20 protein-coding genes are annotated in these 20658 nt (G+C 34.8%); 11 read left to right on the top strand and 9 right to left on the bottom strand.

Annotation, left to right across the window (positions count from 1 at the left end):
- Positions 1 to 77: 77 nt before the first annotated feature.
- The 4 genes from K319_RS0104185 to xerA all read right to left on the bottom strand — a co-directional run bounded on the left by K319_RS0104185 (position 78) and on the right by xerA (position 5907).
- Positions 78 to 1346, bottom strand: coding sequence for a glucose-1-phosphate adenylyltransferase (locus tag K319_RS0104185; RefSeq protein ID WP_027382489.1), 1269 nt, complete (start codon positions 1344 to 1346; stop codon positions 78 to 80).
- A 107-nt stretch (positions 1347 to 1453) separates the two neighbouring features.
- On the bottom strand, positions 1454 to 2860 hold the full coding sequence (locus K319_RS0104190; protein ID WP_027382490.1) for a glycogen synthase: 1407 nt from the start codon (positions 2858 to 2860) through the stop codon (positions 1454 to 1456).
- A gap of 30 nt (positions 2861 to 2890) precedes the next feature.
- On the bottom strand, positions 2891 to 4882 hold the full coding sequence (gene glgB / locus K319_RS0104195; RefSeq protein WP_185092682.1) for a 1,4-alpha-glucan branching protein GlgB: 1992 nt from the start codon (positions 4880 to 4882) through the stop codon (positions 2891 to 2893).
- 185 nt (positions 4883 to 5067) lie between these two features.
- Positions 5068 to 5907 (bottom strand): site-specific tyrosine recombinase/integron integrase, encoded by an 840-nt coding sequence (gene xerA / locus K319_RS0104200; protein WP_235696075.1) that lies wholly within the window; start codon positions 5905 to 5907, stop codon positions 5068 to 5070.
- Between the two features lie 176 nt (positions 5908 to 6083).
- On the opposite strand from xerA, the gene K319_RS0104205 reads away from it, so the two are divergent.
- From K319_RS0104205 to K319_RS21860, 7 genes are all read left to right on the top strand, one after another.
- On the top strand, positions 6084 to 6629 hold the full coding sequence (locus tag K319_RS0104205) for a hypothetical protein (RefSeq protein WP_156907044.1): 546 nt from the start codon (positions 6084 to 6086) through the stop codon (positions 6627 to 6629).
- Positions 6611 to 7387 carry a hypothetical protein gene (locus tag K319_RS0104210; protein ID WP_027382494.1) on the top strand — a complete coding sequence of 259 codons (777 nt, stop codon included), beginning with the start codon at positions 6611 to 6613 and terminating at the stop codon, positions 7385 to 7387. Before K319_RS0104205 ends, K319_RS0104210 begins: the two co-directional genes overlap by 19 nt.
- Before the next feature lie 183 nt (positions 7388 to 7570).
- Positions 7571 to 8743 (top strand): leucine-rich repeat domain-containing protein, encoded by a 1173-nt coding sequence (locus K319_RS0104215; protein ID WP_027382495.1) that lies wholly within the window; start codon positions 7571 to 7573, stop codon positions 8741 to 8743.
- A gap of 178 nt (positions 8744 to 8921) precedes the next feature.
- The gene (locus K319_RS19765; protein WP_034671339.1) at positions 8922 to 9407 is read left to right on the top strand and encodes a hypothetical protein; all 486 of its coding nucleotides are present in this window, start codon (positions 8922 to 8924) and stop codon (positions 9405 to 9407) included.
- Positions 9408 to 9582: 175 nt separating this feature from the next.
- On the top strand, positions 9583 to 10014 hold the full coding sequence (locus K319_RS0104225) for a hypothetical protein (RefSeq protein WP_027382497.1): 432 nt from the start codon (positions 9583 to 9585) through the stop codon (positions 10012 to 10014).
- Between the two features lie 192 nt (positions 10015 to 10206).
- Positions 10207 to 10971, top strand: a complete 765-nt coding sequence (locus K319_RS0104230) for a helix-turn-helix domain-containing protein (RefSeq protein WP_027382498.1) — start codon at positions 10207 to 10209, stop codon at positions 10969 to 10971.
- 37 nt (positions 10972 to 11008) lie between these two features.
- Positions 11009 to 11614, top strand: coding sequence for a DUF1398 domain-containing protein (locus K319_RS21860; protein ID WP_316930897.1), 606 nt, complete (start codon positions 11009 to 11011; stop codon positions 11612 to 11614).
- Between the two features lie 169 nt (positions 11615 to 11783).
- On the opposite strand, the gene K319_RS0104240 is transcribed toward K319_RS21860, so the two are convergent.
- Entirely contained in the window at positions 11784 to 12122 is a 339-nt protein-coding gene (locus K319_RS0104240; protein WP_027382500.1) for a winged helix-turn-helix transcriptional regulator, read from the bottom strand.
- 112 nt (positions 12123 to 12234) lie between these two features.
- Between K319_RS0104240 and K319_RS0104245 the strand changes: the two genes are divergently transcribed.
- A complete protein-coding gene (locus tag K319_RS0104245; protein ID WP_027382501.1) occupies positions 12235 to 12624 on the top strand; it encodes a DoxX family protein in 390 nt (129 codons plus the stop codon).
- Between the two features lie 171 nt (positions 12625 to 12795).
- Positions 12796 to 13416: a hypothetical protein gene (locus K319_RS0104250; protein ID WP_027382502.1), complete on the top strand. Its 621-nt coding sequence runs from the start codon at positions 12796 to 12798 to the stop codon at positions 13414 to 13416.
- Here the strand turns inward: K319_RS0104250 and K319_RS0104255 are convergent.
- The 4 genes from K319_RS0104255 to K319_RS0104275 form a co-directional block, all read right to left on the bottom strand.
- Positions 13413 to 14891, bottom strand: coding sequence for a lipopolysaccharide biosynthesis protein (locus K319_RS0104255; protein WP_027382503.1), 1479 nt, complete (start codon positions 14889 to 14891; stop codon positions 13413 to 13415). The two genes, K319_RS0104250 and K319_RS0104255, sit on opposite strands and share 4 nt — an antisense overlap.
- A gap of 84 nt (positions 14892 to 14975) precedes the next feature.
- Positions 14976 to 15764 carry an FkbM family methyltransferase gene (locus K319_RS0104260; RefSeq protein ID WP_027382504.1) on the bottom strand — a complete coding sequence of 263 codons (789 nt, stop codon included), beginning with the start codon at positions 15762 to 15764 and terminating at the stop codon, positions 14976 to 14978.
- A 161-nt stretch (positions 15765 to 15925) separates the two neighbouring features.
- Complete coding sequence (locus K319_RS0104265) at positions 15926 to 16792, bottom strand: sugar phosphate isomerase/epimerase family protein (RefSeq protein WP_027382505.1); 867 nt, start codon at positions 16790 to 16792, stop codon at positions 15926 to 15928.
- A gap of 296 nt (positions 16793 to 17088) precedes the next feature.
- Positions 17089 to 18879, bottom strand: coding sequence for a coiled-coil domain-containing protein (locus tag K319_RS0104275; RefSeq protein ID WP_027382507.1), 1791 nt, complete (start codon positions 18877 to 18879; stop codon positions 17089 to 17091).
- A gap of 241 nt (positions 18880 to 19120) precedes the next feature.
- Here K319_RS0104275 and K319_RS0104280 point away from each other — a divergent pair, with 241 nt between their 5' ends.
- The gene (locus K319_RS0104280) at positions 19121 to 19915 is read left to right on the top strand and encodes a response regulator transcription factor (protein WP_027382508.1); all 795 of its coding nucleotides are present in this window, start codon (positions 19121 to 19123) and stop codon (positions 19913 to 19915) included.
- Between the two features lie 207 nt (positions 19916 to 20122).
- Complete coding sequence (locus K319_RS0104285; RefSeq protein WP_394330685.1) at positions 20123 to 20635, top strand: glutathione peroxidase; 513 nt, start codon at positions 20123 to 20125, stop codon at positions 20633 to 20635.
- The last annotated feature ends 23 nt before the right edge of the window (positions 20636 to 20658 follow it).

A 20658-nucleotide genomic window follows, 5' to 3' on the forward strand; every position in this document is an offset into this window, starting at 1 on the left:
AATCTAAGACAAATTATTTGCCAAATTTAAAAAAATAAAACCCTCCGTTTCCGAAGGGTTTACTTATTTGTAATTAATTACATAATATTGGTACCATCTGGGATCACTGCATTTTTCTTCACGACCACGATTCCGTCTTTGATAGAATGTGTTTCGTAATCACCATCCGGATGATGTTTCCCTCCGATGATCCTCACATTGTTCCCGATATAACAGTTCTTGTCAAGAATCGCTTTGTCAATATAACAATACTTCCCGATTCCCATACTTGTTTTTCCTTCTAATTCGTTATTAGCAACTTCCTGGGCCGTTTGATAATAATCAGCTCCCATTACATAGGAATTAACGATCGTTGAACCTCTGTCCACTCTCGTTCTGTTCCCGATAATACAATTTTCAATTTTATCTGCTAAAATGATACAACCGTCGCCAAAGATCGTTTTACTGACATAAGAACCATTAATTTTTGAGGGCGGAAGCATTCTAGCCCTTGTATAAATGGGATTAGAACTAAACAAATTGAATTGAGGTAAATCTTGAGCCAGATCCAAATTAGCCTCATAGAATGATTCAATCGTTCCAATATCGGTCCAATAACCGTCATATTGATAACTCAAAACATTCAGATTTCCGATTGAGGCCGGAATAAAATCTTTTCCAAAATCATCACCCTCATGTTCTGAGAATAGTTTCCTCAAGACATTCTTCGTAAAAACGTAGATACCCATTGAGGCCAAATATTCCTTACCTTGGGCTTTGCTTTCTTCGCTGGTTTCTGACTTCCAATCCGGGAGAACATCCAAACTTGGTTTCTCTGTGAAAGCTGTAATATTGCCTTCCTCATCAGCCTTCATAATTCCAAATCCTGTTGCATCTTTGGCATTTACGGGAATAGTTGCAATGGTGATATCACCGCCTTGCTCCTTATGGAAATTAATCATCTTCTGGAAATCCATCTGATAAAGCTGGTCTCCGGAAAGAATCAAGATATATTCATACTCGTATTTTTCAAGATGCTTCATCGTTTGACGAACAGCATCCGCCGTTCCCTGATACCAATTTTCGTTCTCAACATTTTGTTCGGCCGCCAAAATATCCACAAAACCTTTGCTGAAAATATCAAAGTGATATGAATTCTTGATATGGGAATTCAATGATGCTGAATTGAACTGGGTCAAAACCAAAATCCTGTTTAGTCCTGAATTGAGACAATTCGAAATCGGAATATCGACCAAACGGTATTTTCCCGCTATAGGAACTGCCGGTTTGGACCTCGTGTAAGTTAAAGGAAACAATCTCGTTCCCCTTCCACCTCCTAAGACAATGGAGATTACGCTATCTTTCATAAATTGTGTTGGTTATATATTTATTTTCTGTTATTATTATAAAGCTAAGAAATCCCGCCAAATATTAAGCCAATGTTAACGAAAATATTTACTTATTTAAACTTGGATCAATAATTATACATTTCCAAATAGTTACGAGCCGATTTTTCCCAGGAGAAATCGAATGACATATTATTATAAATCAATCCTTTCATCAAATCTTTCTGACTATAGATATGCAACGCTCTTTTGATTGTAAAAACGGCATCATCTGCCCCGGCATTGGTAAAATTAAGGCCACTTCCGCCAGTTGAGATATCCTGGACCGTATCTCTCAAACCGCCGGTATATCTAACGATCGGAACTGTTCCATATCTCATAGAATACATCTGATTAAGACCACAAGGCTCTACACGGCTTGGCATCAGCAAGAAATCTGCCGAAGCATAGATCTGATGCGACAAATATTCCTTATACCCCAGATCTAATGCAAAATTAACATTGAATTTATATTGCAATTCCTTCAGTTGATTTTCAATATTTTGATTCCCAGAACCGAGAATCACAATATTAAGAGAGCCATTGGTTTCCTGGATGCTTTTCCCAACGATATCCGGTAAAAGGTCTGCGCCTTTTTCTCCTGCAAATCTTCCGATAAATCCGAAAAGCGGAAGATTGGGATTAAGTCCATATTCTGCACAAATCACTTTTTTATTCTCCCATTTTCCTTCTTCTGCGTAATCTTTATTATAATTGAATTTCAGCATCTCATCGGTCTGCGGGTCCCAAACTTCTGTATCGATCCCGTTGATGATCCCGAAGGCCTTTTTTCTTTCCTGATTCATCAATGGTTCCAAGCCCTGGAAACTATAAAACAACTCTTCTAAATAGCCTCCGGAAACCGCATTGAAAGCATTGCAGGATTTTATCATCGCCGCCATGGGATTGATGCGTCCGCTCCAGTCCAAAAGCCCCGATCTTATCCCTTCGAAATGTGGAAGAAAACTTGACATCTGCCAATCCATACTTCCCTGATATTCTCCATTATGAATAGTTCCAATGGTCTTTACACCTTTCAGAAAACTGAATTCATAACAATTCTCAATCATAAAAGGAACCAATCCCGTATGATAATCATGACAATGTAAAATATCCGGACGGATCTGCATCGCACTCAGCCAATGCAAAACACCGTGCTGAAAAGCAATGAATTGCTGACTCTCATCCCAATAGCCATAAACATTTTCCCTGTCCAGCAATCCCGGGATCTTCACCAGATAAAGGTCAAATCCCAAAACATTGCTTTTCTCCTTGAAAACCTGCACCTGATACATATGGAACGACTGATGGATAAAACCATCGAACACGATCTCAAAATCGTGATTGTAGAAAAACGGTTTGTTGTACCAAGGCATTATTACGCTGGCATCCAATCCCATTTTGTTTTGATATTTGGGCAAAGCTCCTACCACATCCGCCAGTCCACCGACTTTTGCAACAGGATAACATTCCATAGAGAGGTGAAATATTTTCATATCAGATTTCTATTATCTTTTCTTGACTAATTATTTTTTACGTTTTAAAAAATCCGCAATTTTAGATTTCTTGATCAGCTTACTTTGTTTCAATACCAATCCTGATAATGGCGGTAATCTTATAATAATTGAATTTTGTCTATTATTCCAACCTTCATCCAATCTCTGAGAAATAACCGCTTCTACTCCGCTTCCGCTATATTTTTCTTCATCAGAATTCAAGATGACCTTCCAATCTGTATTTTCATTGACACCAATTCTATAATCGAAACTGTTAGGTGTGAGATTCAGAATGGTCATCAGAACTTCTTTCTCGTTTTTACTTTTTCTCAAGTAAATAAAGATCGAGTTGTCTCTATCATCGCCATCAACCCATTCGTAACCATAAGTAGAGAATTGAAGTTCATATAAAGACGGATGTGTTTTATATAGAAAATTCAAATCCCGAACAAAGCTCTGAAGATTGCTATGAACAGGATATTGAAGCAAATGCCAGTCAAGGGAACTTGTGAAATTCCATTCGTTGGTTTGGGCAAATTCGTCACCCATAAAAAGAAGTTTCGCTCCCGGATTCGTAAACATATAGACATACATTGCACGAAGATTTGCAAATTTTTGCCATTCATCCCCCGGCATTTTGTAGATCAGACTGCTTTTCCCGTGCACCACCTCGTCATGAGATAGCGGCATCATATAATTTTCATTATACATATAGGCGCTCGTGAACGTGATCTTGTTGTGATGATATTTCCTATTGATCGGGTCTTCTTTGAAATAATCCAATGTATCGTGCATCCAGCCCATCATCCATTTCATCCCGAAACCAATTCCGTCATCGTGGACAGGTTTTGTGAGTTTTGGAAAATCAGAACTTTCTTCTGCAATAGTCTGAACATCCGGAAATTCTTTATAAACCGCCGTATTGAAATCCTGCAAAAACTGTTTTGCTTCCAGATTGACGTTTCCGCCGTAAATATTCGGTTCCCATTCGCCTTCGTTTCTGGAATAATCGAGATGTAGCATTGATGTTACCGCATCTACCCGCAGTCCGTCAGCGTGATATCGGTCTAGCCAAAATATGGCGTTTGAAATCAGAAATGATTTGACCTCCGGTCTTCCGTAATTGAAAATATAGGACTTCCAATCGGGATGAAAGCCTTTTCTCGGGTCTTCGTGCTCATACAAAAATGAACCATCGAAACGATGTAATCCATTGGCATCTCCAGGAAAATGAGACGGAACCCAATCCAGAAAAACACCAATATTATTTTTATGAAGTTCAGAAATCAAGTACATCAATTCCTGTGGTCCTCCGAATCTTGAAGTCGCCGCATAGAATCCCGTAATCTGATAACCCCAACTTGGATCATAAGGATATTCCATAACAGGCATGAATTCTACGTGCGTAAAATTCATTGCTTTGAGATATGGAACCAATTTATCTGCTATTTCGCCATAACTAAGAAAACGCTGTGGATTGCCTGGGTCGCGCATCCAGGAACCGAGATGCATCTCGTAAACAGAAATTGGCGACTCGAGACTATTGTAACGCCAGCGTTTTTCCATCCAGTCTTTGTCCTGCCACTCGTACCAAGTTGTACAAACTGCAGAACCTGCCTGCAATGCATTCTCAAAACAAAGTCCATAAGGGTCGGCTTTTTCCAAAAGTATTCCTTCAGTTGTTCTGATTCCGTACTTATAAACCTCTCCAAAATCCAAATCGGGAATGAAACCTTCCCAAATCCCTGACTGGTCCCAACGTCCTGCCAAATGATGCGAAAAAGAATCCCAATTGTTGAAATCCCCCATTACGGAGACTTCTGTTGCCGTAGGTGCCCAAACGGCAAAATAAACACCGGAAACACCATCTACCTCAATCTTGTGTGAGCCGAACTTTTCGTAAAGCCTTGTGTGTTTTCCGGAACGGAAAAGGTAAATATCAAAATCGGAAAATAAAGAATAGGGCTGAACCGACATAGGTATAAATGATAATTGATGATTGATGAATGATTTTTTAATCATTCATTTTATAGCTTTACCAAGATAGATAAATAAATTGATACAGGAGATATAGAATTTGTTAATAAGTATTAAAGTTTACGGCTGGAATATTTGAGTTTCCATAATCATTATCAGTTCATTATTCTACATCAATAGTTTTTAGTATTTTAATCCGAGTTAAGTACAAAACCTACAGACAACGATAATCATAGCAAATCAAGAGGACTTTTTATTTTGGCTCTGCTTACATCTGTAATATGGGTGTAGATTTCTGTAGTCTTGATATTGTTATGTCCCAGCAGCTCTTTGATAATTCTGATGTCTGTTCCATTTTCCAAAAGATGTGTTGCATACGAGTGTCTAAGCGTATGGACTGATGCCGGCGAAATGATGCTGGCTTTGTTAATTGCATTTTTGAGAATCTGCTGAACGCTGCGTTCGGAATATCTCTCTCCGTCCTGTCCTTCGAATAGATAATTTTGGGGCTTATAGGTTTTATAATAAGTCCGGAGAAGCTCCAGCAGCAACGGAGAAAGCATCACTACTCTATCTTTTTTGCCTTTTGCCCGACGGACAAGGAGAACATTCTCACGTGTTTTGATATCCGAAATTTTAAGTTCCAATACTTCACTGAGTCTTAATCCACAAGAATATATGGTGGTTAGGATTGCCTTATGCTTGATGTTTTCTGTAATGTCGAGGATTTTTTTCACTTCTTCTTTTGTGAGGAACTTGGGAAGCTGATGTTCTTTTCTTTTGGGGTATAGGTGTTTGAGATTGATTTGGCGTTGGAAAATCTCTTTGTAGAATTTGGTTATCGCTGCAATCATTGCTTTTTGGTAGGACTGCCCAATTTTCTTCTTCTCTACCAGCCAGATGATGAAATCTTCCAGTTGTTTCTGGGTGATATCTTCAGGTTTATGCTTGGATGAGACTTTGAGAAAATAAGTAAGATGAGAGGTGTAGGTTTTGATGCTTCTGTCTGCATATCGCTGCATCCGAAGAATAGTGACAAACTGTTCTGTAAGGTTTTGATTAATCATCATTATTGCGTTTATCCAAATTTAAAAAAAATAATCATATCATTTACAAATACTTATGAAAAATTTCAAAGACGATAAGCGCAATTGGATATATTTTGTATTGGCGCAATGCGTATATTTGGGTGTTGTGCGATATGCTAAACCAACAATCGTTATAAATTGAAACGAAAGACAAACAGATGAAAAAACTATTTGTACCAATTATAATACTCTTGCTTGCTTCCGCATTACAAAGTTGTGGAAGAAATGCTTTAAAACAAATAGAAATTGAAAATCCAAAGCAACTTAAAGTGGAAATAATTAAGGAATTAGCAAAAAAAGTAAATTCTAAAGACACACTTTTTTTAGTTACTTCAAGAATGTTTGGTGTTTGTGGGAATGATGAGCGGTATGATGGAATTACAACACCAAAAGAAAAAATGAATGAATTAAAATACATCAAAGAAAACCCATATTACATTGATGAAAATAAGGACTACAAAGAAAAATACAATTTCAATGATAAAGTTATAATTACGGGAACTGCGTTTGACAATGAATTCACCTCCGAAACTATAAAATTTAATAACGACTCTTTGAAAATAAAAAAAGAAATATTTGACATTCAATATATCTCAATTAAAAAAGATACAGTTGATATTTCTGTTTTCGACTATAATAACAATAAACATTCTTTTCAGTTTAAAATGGCTTTAAATAATTCAGTATGGAACATAACAAAATAATATTAACTCTGTTTTTTTTGATGACATTTTTTACTCAAACTTTCGCACAAGAGAATAGAAAAGATTTTTATAATGAAATTAAAAATTACGACATTTCAAGAATAATTACAAATGATAGCATTATTGTTGAGGATGGAGAAAAGACAAAAGAAAAATTAGCAAAAGCAGAACCCATTGGTTTTATTGGCGATGATTATCAAAGATTTTACATTCATTTCATTTCTGTAATTCAAAACCCTAACAACCAATATGAATATTTTGCATATGGAAAAACAAAAGTAAAAGAAACAATTAGACCTTTTCAGGGAACTATTATAGTTAAAAAAGCAAATATTAAAGACGATAACGATTTCTTTCCAAATTATAAGTTTGGATATGCAACGTGTGAAGTTAATTTTTATGAAGACAAAAAACTTACTTCAACAGGCTTTATTAAAGGCGAAATGACAATTGGGTATTTAATTGACACGAAGAATAATTTTCGATATAACGCATTATACTTTTATACAGACGGATTTAGTAATAACGAATTTAAAGGAACTTGGACGAGTTACAAAACAAATATCTCTAAAAAATGCAACTTTGGGGATTATAGAATTCCAGAAAGTGGCGATTTAGATATTGGAGCTGGAGAATTTTCGCCAGACCCAAAATATTTTGATAAAGGATGGAAATATTATATGTTATCGTTGTACGGAGAAACTGAAATAGATACAGAAATTGGACGAAAAAAAGAAAAGGAAAAATGGTGGAAATAAAAGCACAATCGCACAACAAGGGTTTGCCAAAAGCGGGGCTGAAGTTCTTCGATTGAGCATTTGTGCAAGGTTCAACAGTAGTAATTCTATTGAACTTTTGTGCTGAAAATCCCCGCCTTCGGCAAGCCCCAAAACGTTAGCAGAAATTTTAACAATGACTGAACAAACACCAATCCGAACAAAATGGACAAAGAAAAACCTATTAATATTTCATTAACAAGCAGCAATAGCCATACTGTAAAAATTCCGGCAGGACAGGGAAGTTTTTCTATTGGATTGATTGGTATGGACAAGAAAAAATTTGACGTTCTTGTTGAAAACGATTTATCCATAAATTGGAATTCATTTGACGAATTCAAAACACAAGCAGGTGGATACTGGCCAAGATTTTTTTATTATTATGGAAATGATATCGGGTTTATTGAATGGGCAAAAAAAAGACCAATCGAAGATTTTTTTTGGTATCCGAATAAACCACTCTCAATTGATTTGAGTAATGTTCTAATTCGGAGCTTTTCTATCAGAGCAAACGAAAATCCAATAAAACTAAATTTAGACTACAAAAATACTGACAACCAATTTGGCTTAAAATCACTTAATCTGTCAGGAAATATCGAAAATTTTGAGATTGTATCAAACAACGCTAATCCATTCATAAGAATTGCCCCTTCTACGAAAAAGGGAAAAACAGAATTGCCATATAAACTACCCGTTTTAAAAAGTTTAGATACAATTACTTCGCTCGACATAACGATTGAACCTTTAGGACGAGCTTTTGATTGTGAAGGTTTGTTACAATTCCCTAATCTAAAAAATTTAAACTTGTCAGGAAACATTACAAACGTAAATTGTTTAAAGGACTTCAAAAACATAGAGCGTTTGGGAATAAGATATGCACCAAACTTGGAAAATTTTCCATCTCTAAGTTCTTGGGATAATCTTAAATCTTTTATCGGTTGGAATATTGATGAGATAACAGGAAAAAGATTACATGCAGAATTAAAGCAATTAACAAAGGAAAAAGAATTAGATTACTCTTCAGTTTCTAAATTGAGAAGTTCTATTTGGTTTACAACAGAATATGGAATTCCATTTACAAATTGGGAAGCCAAAAATGCAAAAATTGCCACCAAAGCATACAAAACAGCTTTAAAAGAAATTGCAAAAGCTAAGACAGAAAACGAAGTTAAAACATCAATTGTTGGACTTGTCGAAATCATAAATAAGTTACCGAACATAGAAACCGTAGAAAGAGAAGATACAGGAACTGCAATTATTCAATTGGTTGAGGCCTCAAAATTGAACATTTCACACGAAACTGCCAATAATTGGTTTGATGAAATTCGAGACTTTTAAAAAACTTCTGCCAACAAGGGTTTTGCATCAGGCGGGCTGATTGCAAAATTCAACATTAGTTTTTCAATTGAACATTAGTAATAACATAAGCTTTTGTGCTTCGAAATCCCGCCCGAACGCAAAGCCCCGAAACGTTGTATGTCATTCCCTACCGAAATTACAAACCCAACATTAAATTGTGAAAACAATCGAAAATTCTGTAATAATTTATAAGGACAAACCGCTTTGGTTCCATTATATTTTTGGAGTATTAATCACTTTGACTTTATTAGGCTTTACAGTCCCATTCGTTATTCCGTGGGTTTTTGGTTATAGTTTTAACCCAATCCTATTTTTAATTGCCGCACCTTGTAGTTACTTTTTTTATCTTTTAAGTCGCAGGGAAATTGAATTTTTGATGGCTGTTGTGCAGAAACGTCCAATTATGACTATAAATTCGGAGGGATTAACATATAAAGCAAGTAGAATTTATAAGTGGTCTGAAATAAAACTTATTACTTTGAGGTTAAATTTCGATACTAAAAGTTTGAAGATTTGCACTACTGAAAATGAGGATAGATACTTTTTAGAATCGTCGTATGAAATCTCTGAATTCAAAGATTTTGAATGTTTAAAAAAAATTTTAAATCGATATACAGAAAACGTTGAAATTTTGGATGAATGAACGGCACACAACAAGGTATTGCCAAAAGCGGGGCTGAACGGCTTCGATTGGACATTTGTTCAAGGTTCAACATTAGTAATTCGATTGAGCTTTTGTGCTAAAAATCCCCACCATCGCCAAGCCCCGAAACGTAGGCAATACTTTCCAAACAAACGTATTAAAGAAAACAAACACTATGGCATTACTCAATTCAGAAGAATACAATGAAGTTGTATTAATTGGAAAAAAGGCAGTAGACGCTTTAAAAGAAGACAAAATAGACACATTTTATAGTTTAGTGGAGGAAGCGTGGTTAAAGTTCCCAATTCCAAGAAATACTTGGAACCAAGAATACAATTTTTCCAAGATGTCGTTTAAACATTCAATGACTAACAGAAATTTTGAACAAGCCGAAAAATGGTTGAATAGAATGATTGATAACAATAATAATTTGAATTTATCTGAATTTGAAGTACAACATTATGAAGCAATCTATTTTTTTGAAACTGGAAATTTTAATCAAGCTTTTGAAAAATGGAAATACGTTGTAAAAGGAGCTGGATTAAGATACTTCGAAGGAGAAGATGCTAAATACAAGAACTTCTATAAGAATGGAGGTCGTTTATAGAAAACTAAATGATAAAATAGTACTGCCTACAACAAGGGTTTTGCATCAGGCGGGCTGAAGTGCAAAATTTGGGCGGTAGTTTTTCAATTGAACTTAGTAATAAAACGAGCTTTTATGTTTCGATAAGCCGCCCGAAAGCAAAGCCCGAAAACATAGGCAATTTTATAGACAACCCTCACTAACGACAAGTGAATGAAATTTGACAAATATATTCCCTCAGAACGACTAAAACCCTACATCAAATATTTTGTAGTGTCGGAGAACGAATTGGAAAATGAGTACAAAGTCTTTCCGTCTTCAGGTTTGGTTATCGGTTTTCAGTACAAAGGACAGCTTGCAACTGTGAAAGAAAATATCGAATGTAAACTGACAACAGCAGGAATTACGGGAATTACTGACGGTTACAAAATTTTCAAAAACTCACAAAATATCGGAACAATACTGGTTTACTTTACTGAAATTGGTTTTACTCATTTTGCTTCACATCCTGCCAACGAGCTTTTTAATTTAAGTCTTTCGCTTGACTATATTTTTGATAAAAACAATGTAACTGAAGTTGAAGAACAGTTGGTCATCGCTACTACAGACAAGCAAAGAATCAAAATTATTGAGTTTTTCTTAATTTCTCACCTCAAAGACATTGAAACCGATAAATTAATTCTGGAAGCGGTTAAACTCATCTATCAGAGCAATGGGACCATCCGTATAAAAGAATTGAGTGACAAGCTATTTATCAGTCAAAGTCCGTTTGAAAAGCGTTTTAGGAAAGTGGTGGGGACAACTGCCAAAAAATTTGCTTCCATTGTCCGTTTCAACACGGTTCTTGAAAATCTGAACGAAACGAAATCCTTAACTGAAATCTGTTACGAAAATAATTTTTTCGATCAGGCTCATTTCATCAAAGACTTCAAAAAATTTACAGGTGACACACCGGAAAATTTCAAACGTTTTCTGTGAGATGAAAGAATAAAATTGTTATTGTACACTAATAAATATGCAACAATTTTTACTAAATTCCATTTGTACACTTTGGCAAAAAAAACGATTTTTTACAATTACATCGATTTTAAGTAATGCAACTTTGCATCGTAATCATAAAGCAAAAGCAGTGAAGAAACTTATCTTAAAATCAACGATCATTTTCGCAAGTTTGAGCATTATGGCTGCGTGTAATTCAACAAATCATTTAACAATTAAAAACAAAGAACAAATGTTTACAGTAGAACAAATTAAGGCTGCTCACAGCAAGGTAAGATCGGGTGCAGATTTTCCGTCTTACATTAAAGAAATCAAAGAACTTGGTGTTACTTATTATGAAACTTTTGTAACAGATGGGCATACCGATTATTATAGTGAAAATGATTATAAAACGGCTTCCCCTGCAAAGTATGAACCACTGACCATTGCCCTTGAATCCAATAAAGAACAATTCAAAGTAGATTTAAAAAGGCATCAGCAAGGCAAAACAGACTATCCGACTTTTTGCAACGATTGTGCTAAATCAGGCATTGAAAAATGGGCAGTTTGTATGGAAAAAATGACTTGCACATATTATGATTTGGCAGGCAATGAAATTTTGGTGGAACAAATTCCGCAATAGAATTTGTTTTTTATATCATATTGCTGAAGTTTGCACTTCAGCTTTTGTGCTTCTATCAAATTTTGTATATCAACCGAACAGAAGTGCTTCGATTCCCCAACCAGCAAGCGGTAAACCCTTATGGCATCCCATAAACGACCATGCTAAAAACAATGACAGCGTTGGCTAACTATTTACCAATGACCTGTTTGCGGTGTAACAATCCCCAAAAGTGAAGTTCGTCTAACACTTTTTCAAGCGACAAACCGTGTGGAGTAATTGAATATTCAACTGTTGGCGGAAACGTATCATAAACATCTCTACGGACAAGTTTATTCATTTCAAGACTTTTCAACTCTTTGGACAGCGTTTTATCAGTAATACCACTGACCTCCCTGGAAATTTCCTTGAACCGCTTTGGCTTTTCGGACAATGCGAACAAAATAAGGACCTTCCATCTTCCTTCGATCGCTTCAATAGCATCTTTTATGGACAACATGGTCTTGGGGCAACCAGCTTTGGATAGCATAAATTTTAAACTTTTACATTACTTTCCATATGGATAGTGCTTTCCAAACAGGAAGTAATATCATTTGGATAGTAAAGGTAGTTAAATTTGCAACATCGAAAGGAATTAAATCATGACAGCAGAACAAAAAACATTCAACATTATCCTCTGGGTTGCACAAGTACTTTTAGCTTTGACTTTTGTCTGGGCGGGTTTTATGAAAATATTTAAGCCCGAAGACCTACCATTCGTTTGGGTAAAAGACAATCCCAACCTTGCTTTATTTACAGGTGTTATTGACCTATTGGCAGGAATCGGAATTGTATTGCCGACATTGTTGCATATCAAAACTAAACTGACAATTTTTGCGGCTTATGGAATAATTGCTTTGATGATCTCTGCAAGTATCTTTCATACATCAAGAGGCGAGACAAAAGACATCGGCTTCAATATTTTTATGCTTTTTATTGCTATACTTGTTGCATGGGGCCGACAGAAAAAAGCACCAATTGCAGATAAATAGCCTGACAGTCGGTACGTTTAACAAAGGCTTGGCATCGGGTGGCAAATTGCTTCGCATCAATCCATTGCTAAATTTTGCTAAAAATTCCCGCCTTTGGCAAAATCTAATTCTTATATCAGGTAATCGGAAATTATTGGAAAGAAATTTGCTTCAATTTTTCAAATCACGGTTATGAGAGTTTTGTATTTTTCATTTGTATTCTTAGCATTAACTTCTTGTGCAACAAAAAAGTACACTAAAGCCAATCTACTTCCCGATGGTATAAAATCCGCCACTGAAGAAGTCTATGACACTTCGAACAATCAGAAAAAGCTTGTGCAGAAAAAAGAATTGATCTTTACCAAGAATGGCCGTATCAAATATTCGAAAACGTTTGATTCCAATGGAAATCTTTTGCAGGAAACGGAAAAGAAGTTATGGTTTACAGTAGAACGCTATCCCGATAAAGATCCTTACTACTGCAAAACCCGCTGGAAGCCCGATCAGCGCGAACGCATCAGTTGTTACACCAAGAAGCGATACAAACAGAACGAAAGCATCTATCATTATAACAAAAATGGAAGTATTGATAAAATCACTGATAACTTTGAGACTTTCAACACGAGTCAATTTCATTACTCAGACAATCAGCTTTCCAGGATTGTGGTCACAGGAAAAGATAACAAAATCATTGATGAATTGGCAATCAATTGTATAGAAAAAGACAAGAAAGGAACTTGTCTGAAAGAAACTAGAACATCGTCTAAAACAGATAAAAAACAAGAGATCCTGATCTCTCCGGAATATGATTAGAACTTGAAAAGACTCTTAATAAAATCTTTGTTGATGAATTTTTCCAATGGATAGATTTTCAGGAAGTGGTTTCCGATAAACAATAAAACCAAAACAACCGCCGGTTTGTAGAAAAGATTAAGAAGATTCAGTTTGAAATCCGGCAGGAAAATGGCGACATTGATGGAAATACAGCCTAGAATCATTGCATAAATCATCTCGATTCCCAAAGGAAAAACCTGGAATTTGATATAATTGAAAATGATTTTAATAATATTGAACAACGACAACGAAATGGCATAAGCAATCGCAATTCCCAAGATGCCCAAATTGGTATGTCTCAGAAAGATCATATTGGTTGTAATCGTTAAAACTGCTAAAATAAGCATCACCACAATATTGAATTTATAATACTTCGACAACGAAATAATATGACCGTTGAAACCTGTCGCTAAATCAAATAACATCGCAAACCCAAGAACCCAAACTACAGGTTCTGAAGAACGTAGGTCTTCTCCGTTCTTCATAAAATCAGCCAGATACGGAAATCCTACAACAATGCAACAGAATAAAACCAGGCCAAGAAAAAACAAACTGAGCGACGTTCTCTTGTGAAACCTGTCCAACTCGTTATAATCTCCGGAAGCTAAATCTTTATTAATAATAGGTGCAGAAATATTGAAAAGTCCCATCTGAGGAACTGTTATCAAGGAAATAATGGCGTATATGTTACTATAAATACCGTTTTCATGAAAATTGATAAACTCACCAATCATCAGGTTATCAATATTGATGGCAATATAATTTCCGATATTTCCTAAAAACCCGAATAAACTGTAAGTGAAAATCTCACGGTAAAAATTATCTTTTTTGAAATAATCCAGACCAAAATCAGGTTTGATCTGCTCCAGTCTATTGGTGTAATAACCGTAACCTATGAGCGAAATCACAAACATCAAAAAGAAAAACCCATAGGCCATTTTATCCGCAACGCCTAAAAAGAAAAACAGGCAAAACGCACCAATATTAGCAATCTTCGGAACGAAATTTTCAAAGATATTCGGGACGACAATTCTTTTGTAATTGGTCAAAAACTTATTGAAAACTGAAGATAGAGCCAAAACCAGAACCATGGGCAGGATCAGGAGTTTCATTTCCCACAGTTTTGAAGTTTGTAACTGTGGAAACAGAAAATTAATCAAAAAATAACCTCCAACGAAAATCAAAAAATTAATAACGACAGCCAATAGAGACAAAGACAACATATTGTGATGTTTGCCATCTGCATTGACTCTGCTAAAGAATTTGACATTGGAAAAACTCAGACCAAAAACGACAATCGGAACCATTATTTCTGCTGTCGGCAAAATGTAACGAAGCTTTCCATAAAATTCCATATCGTAAGGAAAAATGAAAATAGACGAAAACGTCCCCAGCAAAAAGCCGAGATAACCTATTATCGAATATTTTACACCCTGTCTTGCTACGACGCTCATAAATCAGTTGTTGGTTGATAGTTTTAGTTCTTTCTTTGTCAGGCTGAGGCTCTCGAAGCCATCCAAAATTAAATTTCCATGACCTCAGATCCTTGGCAAAAATATTATATTATTAATATAATCTTTGTAATTCTTCACGTTATCCGGATTCTGTTGATTCAGGAATTCTTCTGTCAATATTTTCGGTTGTAAAGTTTCTCTGTCCAGATAATTGGCTGAATATCCCCAATCCACAATCTCGGAAATCAAAGTCCAAAGATTTTCCTTATGATGGCGCTGCTCCATCTCGACCATCAAAATAGGTTTATATTTTTCAATTGTTTTTCTGGCGCCCCGCAAAGTCTGCATCTCGTTTCCTTCTACATCGATCTTGATAAAATCGAGTTTTGGGGGATTGAGATTTAATTCATCCAAAGGTTTAACCTCTACTTTCTGAAGAATGGTTTTTTCTTCATTTTTTTCTTTGATAGAAGTCTGCAAAGTTCCTCTTGTATGGACTTTTTCACCATTAATCACAGGAATCTTGAATTCTGCGACCGTGGAAATGTCAGACAACGCCACGGAAAACAAATTGACTTTCGGAAATAACCGTTTCAGTCTTTTATACAATCGTTGATTAGGCTCGAAAGCAAAAATATTTTCAGGATTCAGATGTTTTTCCAAAGTATAAACATAAGCTCCAACATTGGCTCCAACATCTATAAAGACAGCATCTTTTGCTAAGGTGTCCTTAATCCAAAGAAACTCCGGCTCAACTTTTCTTTCTAAAAGATTATGGGCAGTAAGACCATTCAGCTTCTTGAAAAACCTGTTTTTGTAATAAGGCGGCGAAATATACTGCAGATTCTCAGCAAGCTTACTATAAACACTCATCGATTTTTGTCATAAAGAAAAGAACGACAAAGAAAAGGCATTTATTTCACAAATCATAAATTTTTGTTAAGAGAATGTTTTTTTAGGAATTTAAACGCAAAGTTTTTTTCATCAATATTGGGATATTTTATGGTTCGCAAAGGCACTTCCGCTCAGCAATTTTATTTGAAGAAAAATTTACTCTTGATATAATCCCTACTTATTTTTATGCTTTCAAAAATATCTTTATCACTGGAATCCTGTTCCAGAAACCAATATTTGAGACCTGCTTTTTCCTTGACTTCGAAAATTGTTTTAAAATCAATGGTTCCGTTTCCAACCTCAGCGAAATCTTTGGTTTTGGCTTTCATATCCTTCACATGCCACAGAGGAAATCTTTTTGGATATTTTTCAAAATACTCCAAAGGATCGAATCCAGCTTTTGAAATCCAATAAAGGTCAAGTTCCATTTTCACCAGATCAGGATTAGTATTCTCTAAAATGAAATCATAAACCGTTTTATCACCGAATTTCTCAAATTCAAAATCGTGATTGTGATAAGCAAAACCGATTCCCGATCGATTTGTTATTTCGCCTGATTTATCAAGTAGTTCCGGAAGTTTTTTATAATGTTCCGAAGTCCTTTCCTCCTCAAAAAGATAAGAACAAACCATATATTTTGAACCGATGAAATACAGATCTTCAACCGATTGCTCCCATTCATTCAAAAGTGTGCCTTTCGTGTTGTGCACAATTCCGGTGGTGTGATGCGAACTGATAACTTCCAAACCAACATTTTTGAGAATCGATTGAAATTCTGTTCTGGATTTTCCAAAGAATTTTCCATCATAACCGTAGATCTCGAGCTGCTTAAAACCCAATTCTGCCAAGCGTTCCAAGGATTTTTCCAAGTTGTCGGCAATTGCATCTCGAATCGTATAAAGTTGAATGGCAAAAGGTTTTCTGTTATCCATAAGATCTGAAGTTCCGCAAGCATATAAACCCAAAAATCCCAATCCGGACAAGCTTATAAAATCTTTTCTGTTCATTTTTGATTTTTCGATTGTTTAAAGGTATCTATATTTTTTGAATTGCCGTAACAAAAAAACCTGTCGGGAATGGCAGGCTTTGAGAAAGAAAATTAATAATAGTTATATTTAAAATTTAATATTATAGAATCTTCCACAATTTTTTCGGAAACAAAAACGTCTTCTTCATTATTCACAAAATAAACGATATTATCTTTTGCAGGAGAAAGGGTCTTTTCGTTTTGTGCGTTCGCAGTTATACAACAAAAGAATATTGTGAATATTGTGAGATGAGTTTTTACAATGATATTCATTTGTTATCTCAGGTTTTTAATTAGTGCTCTTGCATCTTTGGTGAGACTATAGGTGAGAGATGCAAAAATTCCTATTTTGTATTTATCTCTTGTGTAAGAAGTGAAGTCTTCGGTTGGCGGTACTATTGTTCCTTCGTAGCCGTTTTTCAATTCTCTTACGTTTTTTAAAGATGGACCAGCCGTAAAAAATATCCTGTCTTTCTTTCCAAATAACATTGTAGGTCCTACAAAAAAGTTTGAAAATTGCACCTTTCCACCTGCAATGTCTAATCCCATTCCGGCACTACCTCCATAAGCAATGTAACCAGTTCTTCTATAACTCATCGTAACCATTCCAATAAGAGATGCAGCAGATAGTTTATTTTTGTATGTTGACAGTACATACGTTGAAGGTGCATTTTCTTTAGGAAGTAATTCAACTTTTGAAACTTTACCGTAATAAGCAGCAGATAATCCTAAACTAAAATCTACACGAGTGCCTCCGTAAAGTGCTTGCCTGTATGTGAAATTTTTCAATCTGTAAAAATGATCTGAATTTTTTTCATCTTTTTTAGCAATATTAACTGTAAACTGAACCATATCATTCTCTGGCTGAATCGGTTCTGATTTTATAGTAAAATTTTTCTCATCATCCAATATTTCAACTGTCCAGATAGCTTGTCTTAAAACACTTTCCCAATTATATTTTGACAACCAAGAACTTAATTGGTCTGCTTTAGTTTTCAGAAATTTCGGATAAGACATCGCTTTGTCTATTCCACTTTGTAGCATTATTTCTTCCAGATTATTCATTGAAACTAATCTGAAATATGCATCTCCTAAATCCGAATAACTTTTCCTGTATTCATCTAATTTTTCAATATTTTTGGTTAATTCATCAGCTTTGGTTTTAAAGTTCTTTTGATATTTCTCTTGATATCCTTTATATGTCAAATCTGGATTATCTGCAATGGTGCCAATATATTTTGTAGCTCTTATCAATAAAAAAACATTTCTACAATCCTTCCGGAACTCGTAATATTTTTGGAGAAAATCTTCTAATAATACCTTATATTCCTTAGTTTTCTCATTGACAAGCTTATCCTTTTCCTTTATCATCCCTTCGTTCCTTTCAATATCATCCTTAACTTTTACTATTGAGTTGATTGTTGTTTTATCTTGGTCTTTTATATCTTTTGCATTTTCCTTATTTAGCAAGTCTTGCATCATTTTAACAACTTCTTCTGATTTTTTTTCCATAACTATCATCCTCAAAGAATCTATATCCTTATTTTTTCCTTTTAACAAAGAATCTAATTTTTGCTTAATATCATCTTTAAATTTTTCATTTTGCTCCTTCAGGTTTTTTATTTCTTCAACTGCGAAAAATGATTTCTTATTACCCTCTTGTTCTGTAGTCGCATTCGCTTTTTTATCAGTTTTAAAATCTAAAGTATTAATCGCTTCTGCCTGATTTGGCAATGCTTTATTCGTTTCCGCTTGTTCTTGGGATAATTTTGCTTCCACTTTCTGCAAATCTTTTTGAGTAAAACTATCTATAAATTCTTTATCAAATCCAGATCTCGCCATTACTGAATCTTTTGGCGTAATCGTTACTTTGTAAACAAACGGGTTGATATTTTGTATTCTGAAAATCACAGGTGTATGCACTTTTATTTTATGAATATCCTTCGAATAATCTCCTGTTTTGAAATCATAAATGATATGTTGTGCAGAATCAATATAAATTCCCTTTTTCTGTCCCCAAACCATTCCGGTCCAAAGCAGAAGCAATAGTAATAATCTTGTTCTCATAGTTTTTTATTTTTAGGTTATTGTTATAATCTTAAAATCTCAAACTAAGTTTATTATCAAAATAATTTGAATGCCTTTTAAGCACTGGTTTTCAACAAATTGATAACAAATCCTGAATAAGAGAAATTTTTCATGGTTATTAGTTTTAAGCAAATATAAATTTTACATCAGATACAAGTAAATACCTCAAAAAAGGTATTTTTAATGAGAATATTTGTTAATTTTATAAAAAACTAATAATATGAAAGACAATTATCAAATAAGCTCCAAAAAGAAGCATCCATTGTTGGAAGTTTGGAATGCTTACCCTCAATCCCTAAGCAATAACTCAAAATGCTTCTCTAGTTCTCCAAATATTGAAAAGACAATTGGTGAAATGTTCACTTTGGGGGAATTTTATTTTTACATTATTAATATTGCAGACAGCACCCTTATCAATCCTCATCAAAACATCCTTAAAATTCACGGGCTCAAGAAAAAACCAAAATATCTTAAGGAGATCATCGATCTGATTCATCCCGAAGATCTAGAGTTTGTAATAGAAGCAGAAAAGATGACCATCGAAAAAATGCAGGAGATCGGCTGGGAACATCAGCAAAATCTTAAATGCAGCTACTGCTTCCGAATGAAAACAGGAAAAGGAAATTACGAAATGTTTCATCATCAGTCATTACATATCGTCAAAAGTGAAGAAGGAAAACTATTACAGGCTGTAAACATCCATACTAATATTCAGCACATTACACAGAAAAATCCTTACTCTGTATTAGTTACGGGAATTGGCAGAAGAAATGATTTTTACCAGATGTATTATAAAGACAGTGAGAAGAATAAACTTCCACAAACCAGTCTTACCATAAGAGAAATGGAGATTCTGTCTCTTTTGGCGTCAGGTAACTCGGCAAAACAAATATCAGCTTTTTTAGGCATTTCTTACCACACCACTACCACACATCGTAAAAATATTTTCAGTAAGATGGATTGTACGAAAGTTTCCGAACTCGTGAAGAAATCTATGGAATTAGGATATATTTAAATTTTTGATGATTTGATAATAAAAGTTAATTGTTTTATAAGTTTAAGAATTCAGATGAGAAATTGGCAAACTTGTTTTAAATTTGAAAATTAAATTATCTTATGAAATCCGCTACCTACAAATTCAAGAGAAACATCAACCAAATAGCGATTGTATGTGACTTTTAAAAAATTTAAATAACTTTATATGAAATATTTATTCATCATTATGCTATCATTATTCGGATTTTCAAAAAATAAGGCTCAGGCTAAATCGATCCACAGTTTCAAAGTAGAAGCATTGGACGGTTCTACAATTGATTTTTCTAAATTCAAAGGTAAAAAAATACTGGTTGTAAACACCGCTTCCGAATGCGGATTCACGCCACAATACGCAGATCTGGAAAAACTCTATGAAGCCTACAAAGACAAATTGGTTGTTGTTGGTTTTCCTGCAAATAATTTTGGAGGACAGGAACCCGGGAGCAATCATGAGATCGCGACATTCTGCCAAAGAAATTATGGTGTACAATTCCCTATGGCAGCAAAGATTTCTGTAAAGGGTGACGACATTGCCCCTATCTACAAATTCCTGACCGATAAAAAAGAAAACGGCGTGAAAAACACCAAAATCCTTTGGAACTTTACCAAGATCTTATTGGATGAAAAAGGAAATGTGATCGACAGCTTCGCAAGTACAGCCAATCCAATGAGTGAAAGTATTACAAAATATCTTAAATAGATGTTAGACTCCGGAAATTAGAC

Origin of the sequence: Epilithonimonas caeni DSM 17710, assembly GCF_000426465.1 — a bacterium.
GTDB lineage: Bacteria > Bacteroidota > Bacteroidia > Flavobacteriales > Weeksellaceae > Epilithonimonas > Epilithonimonas caeni.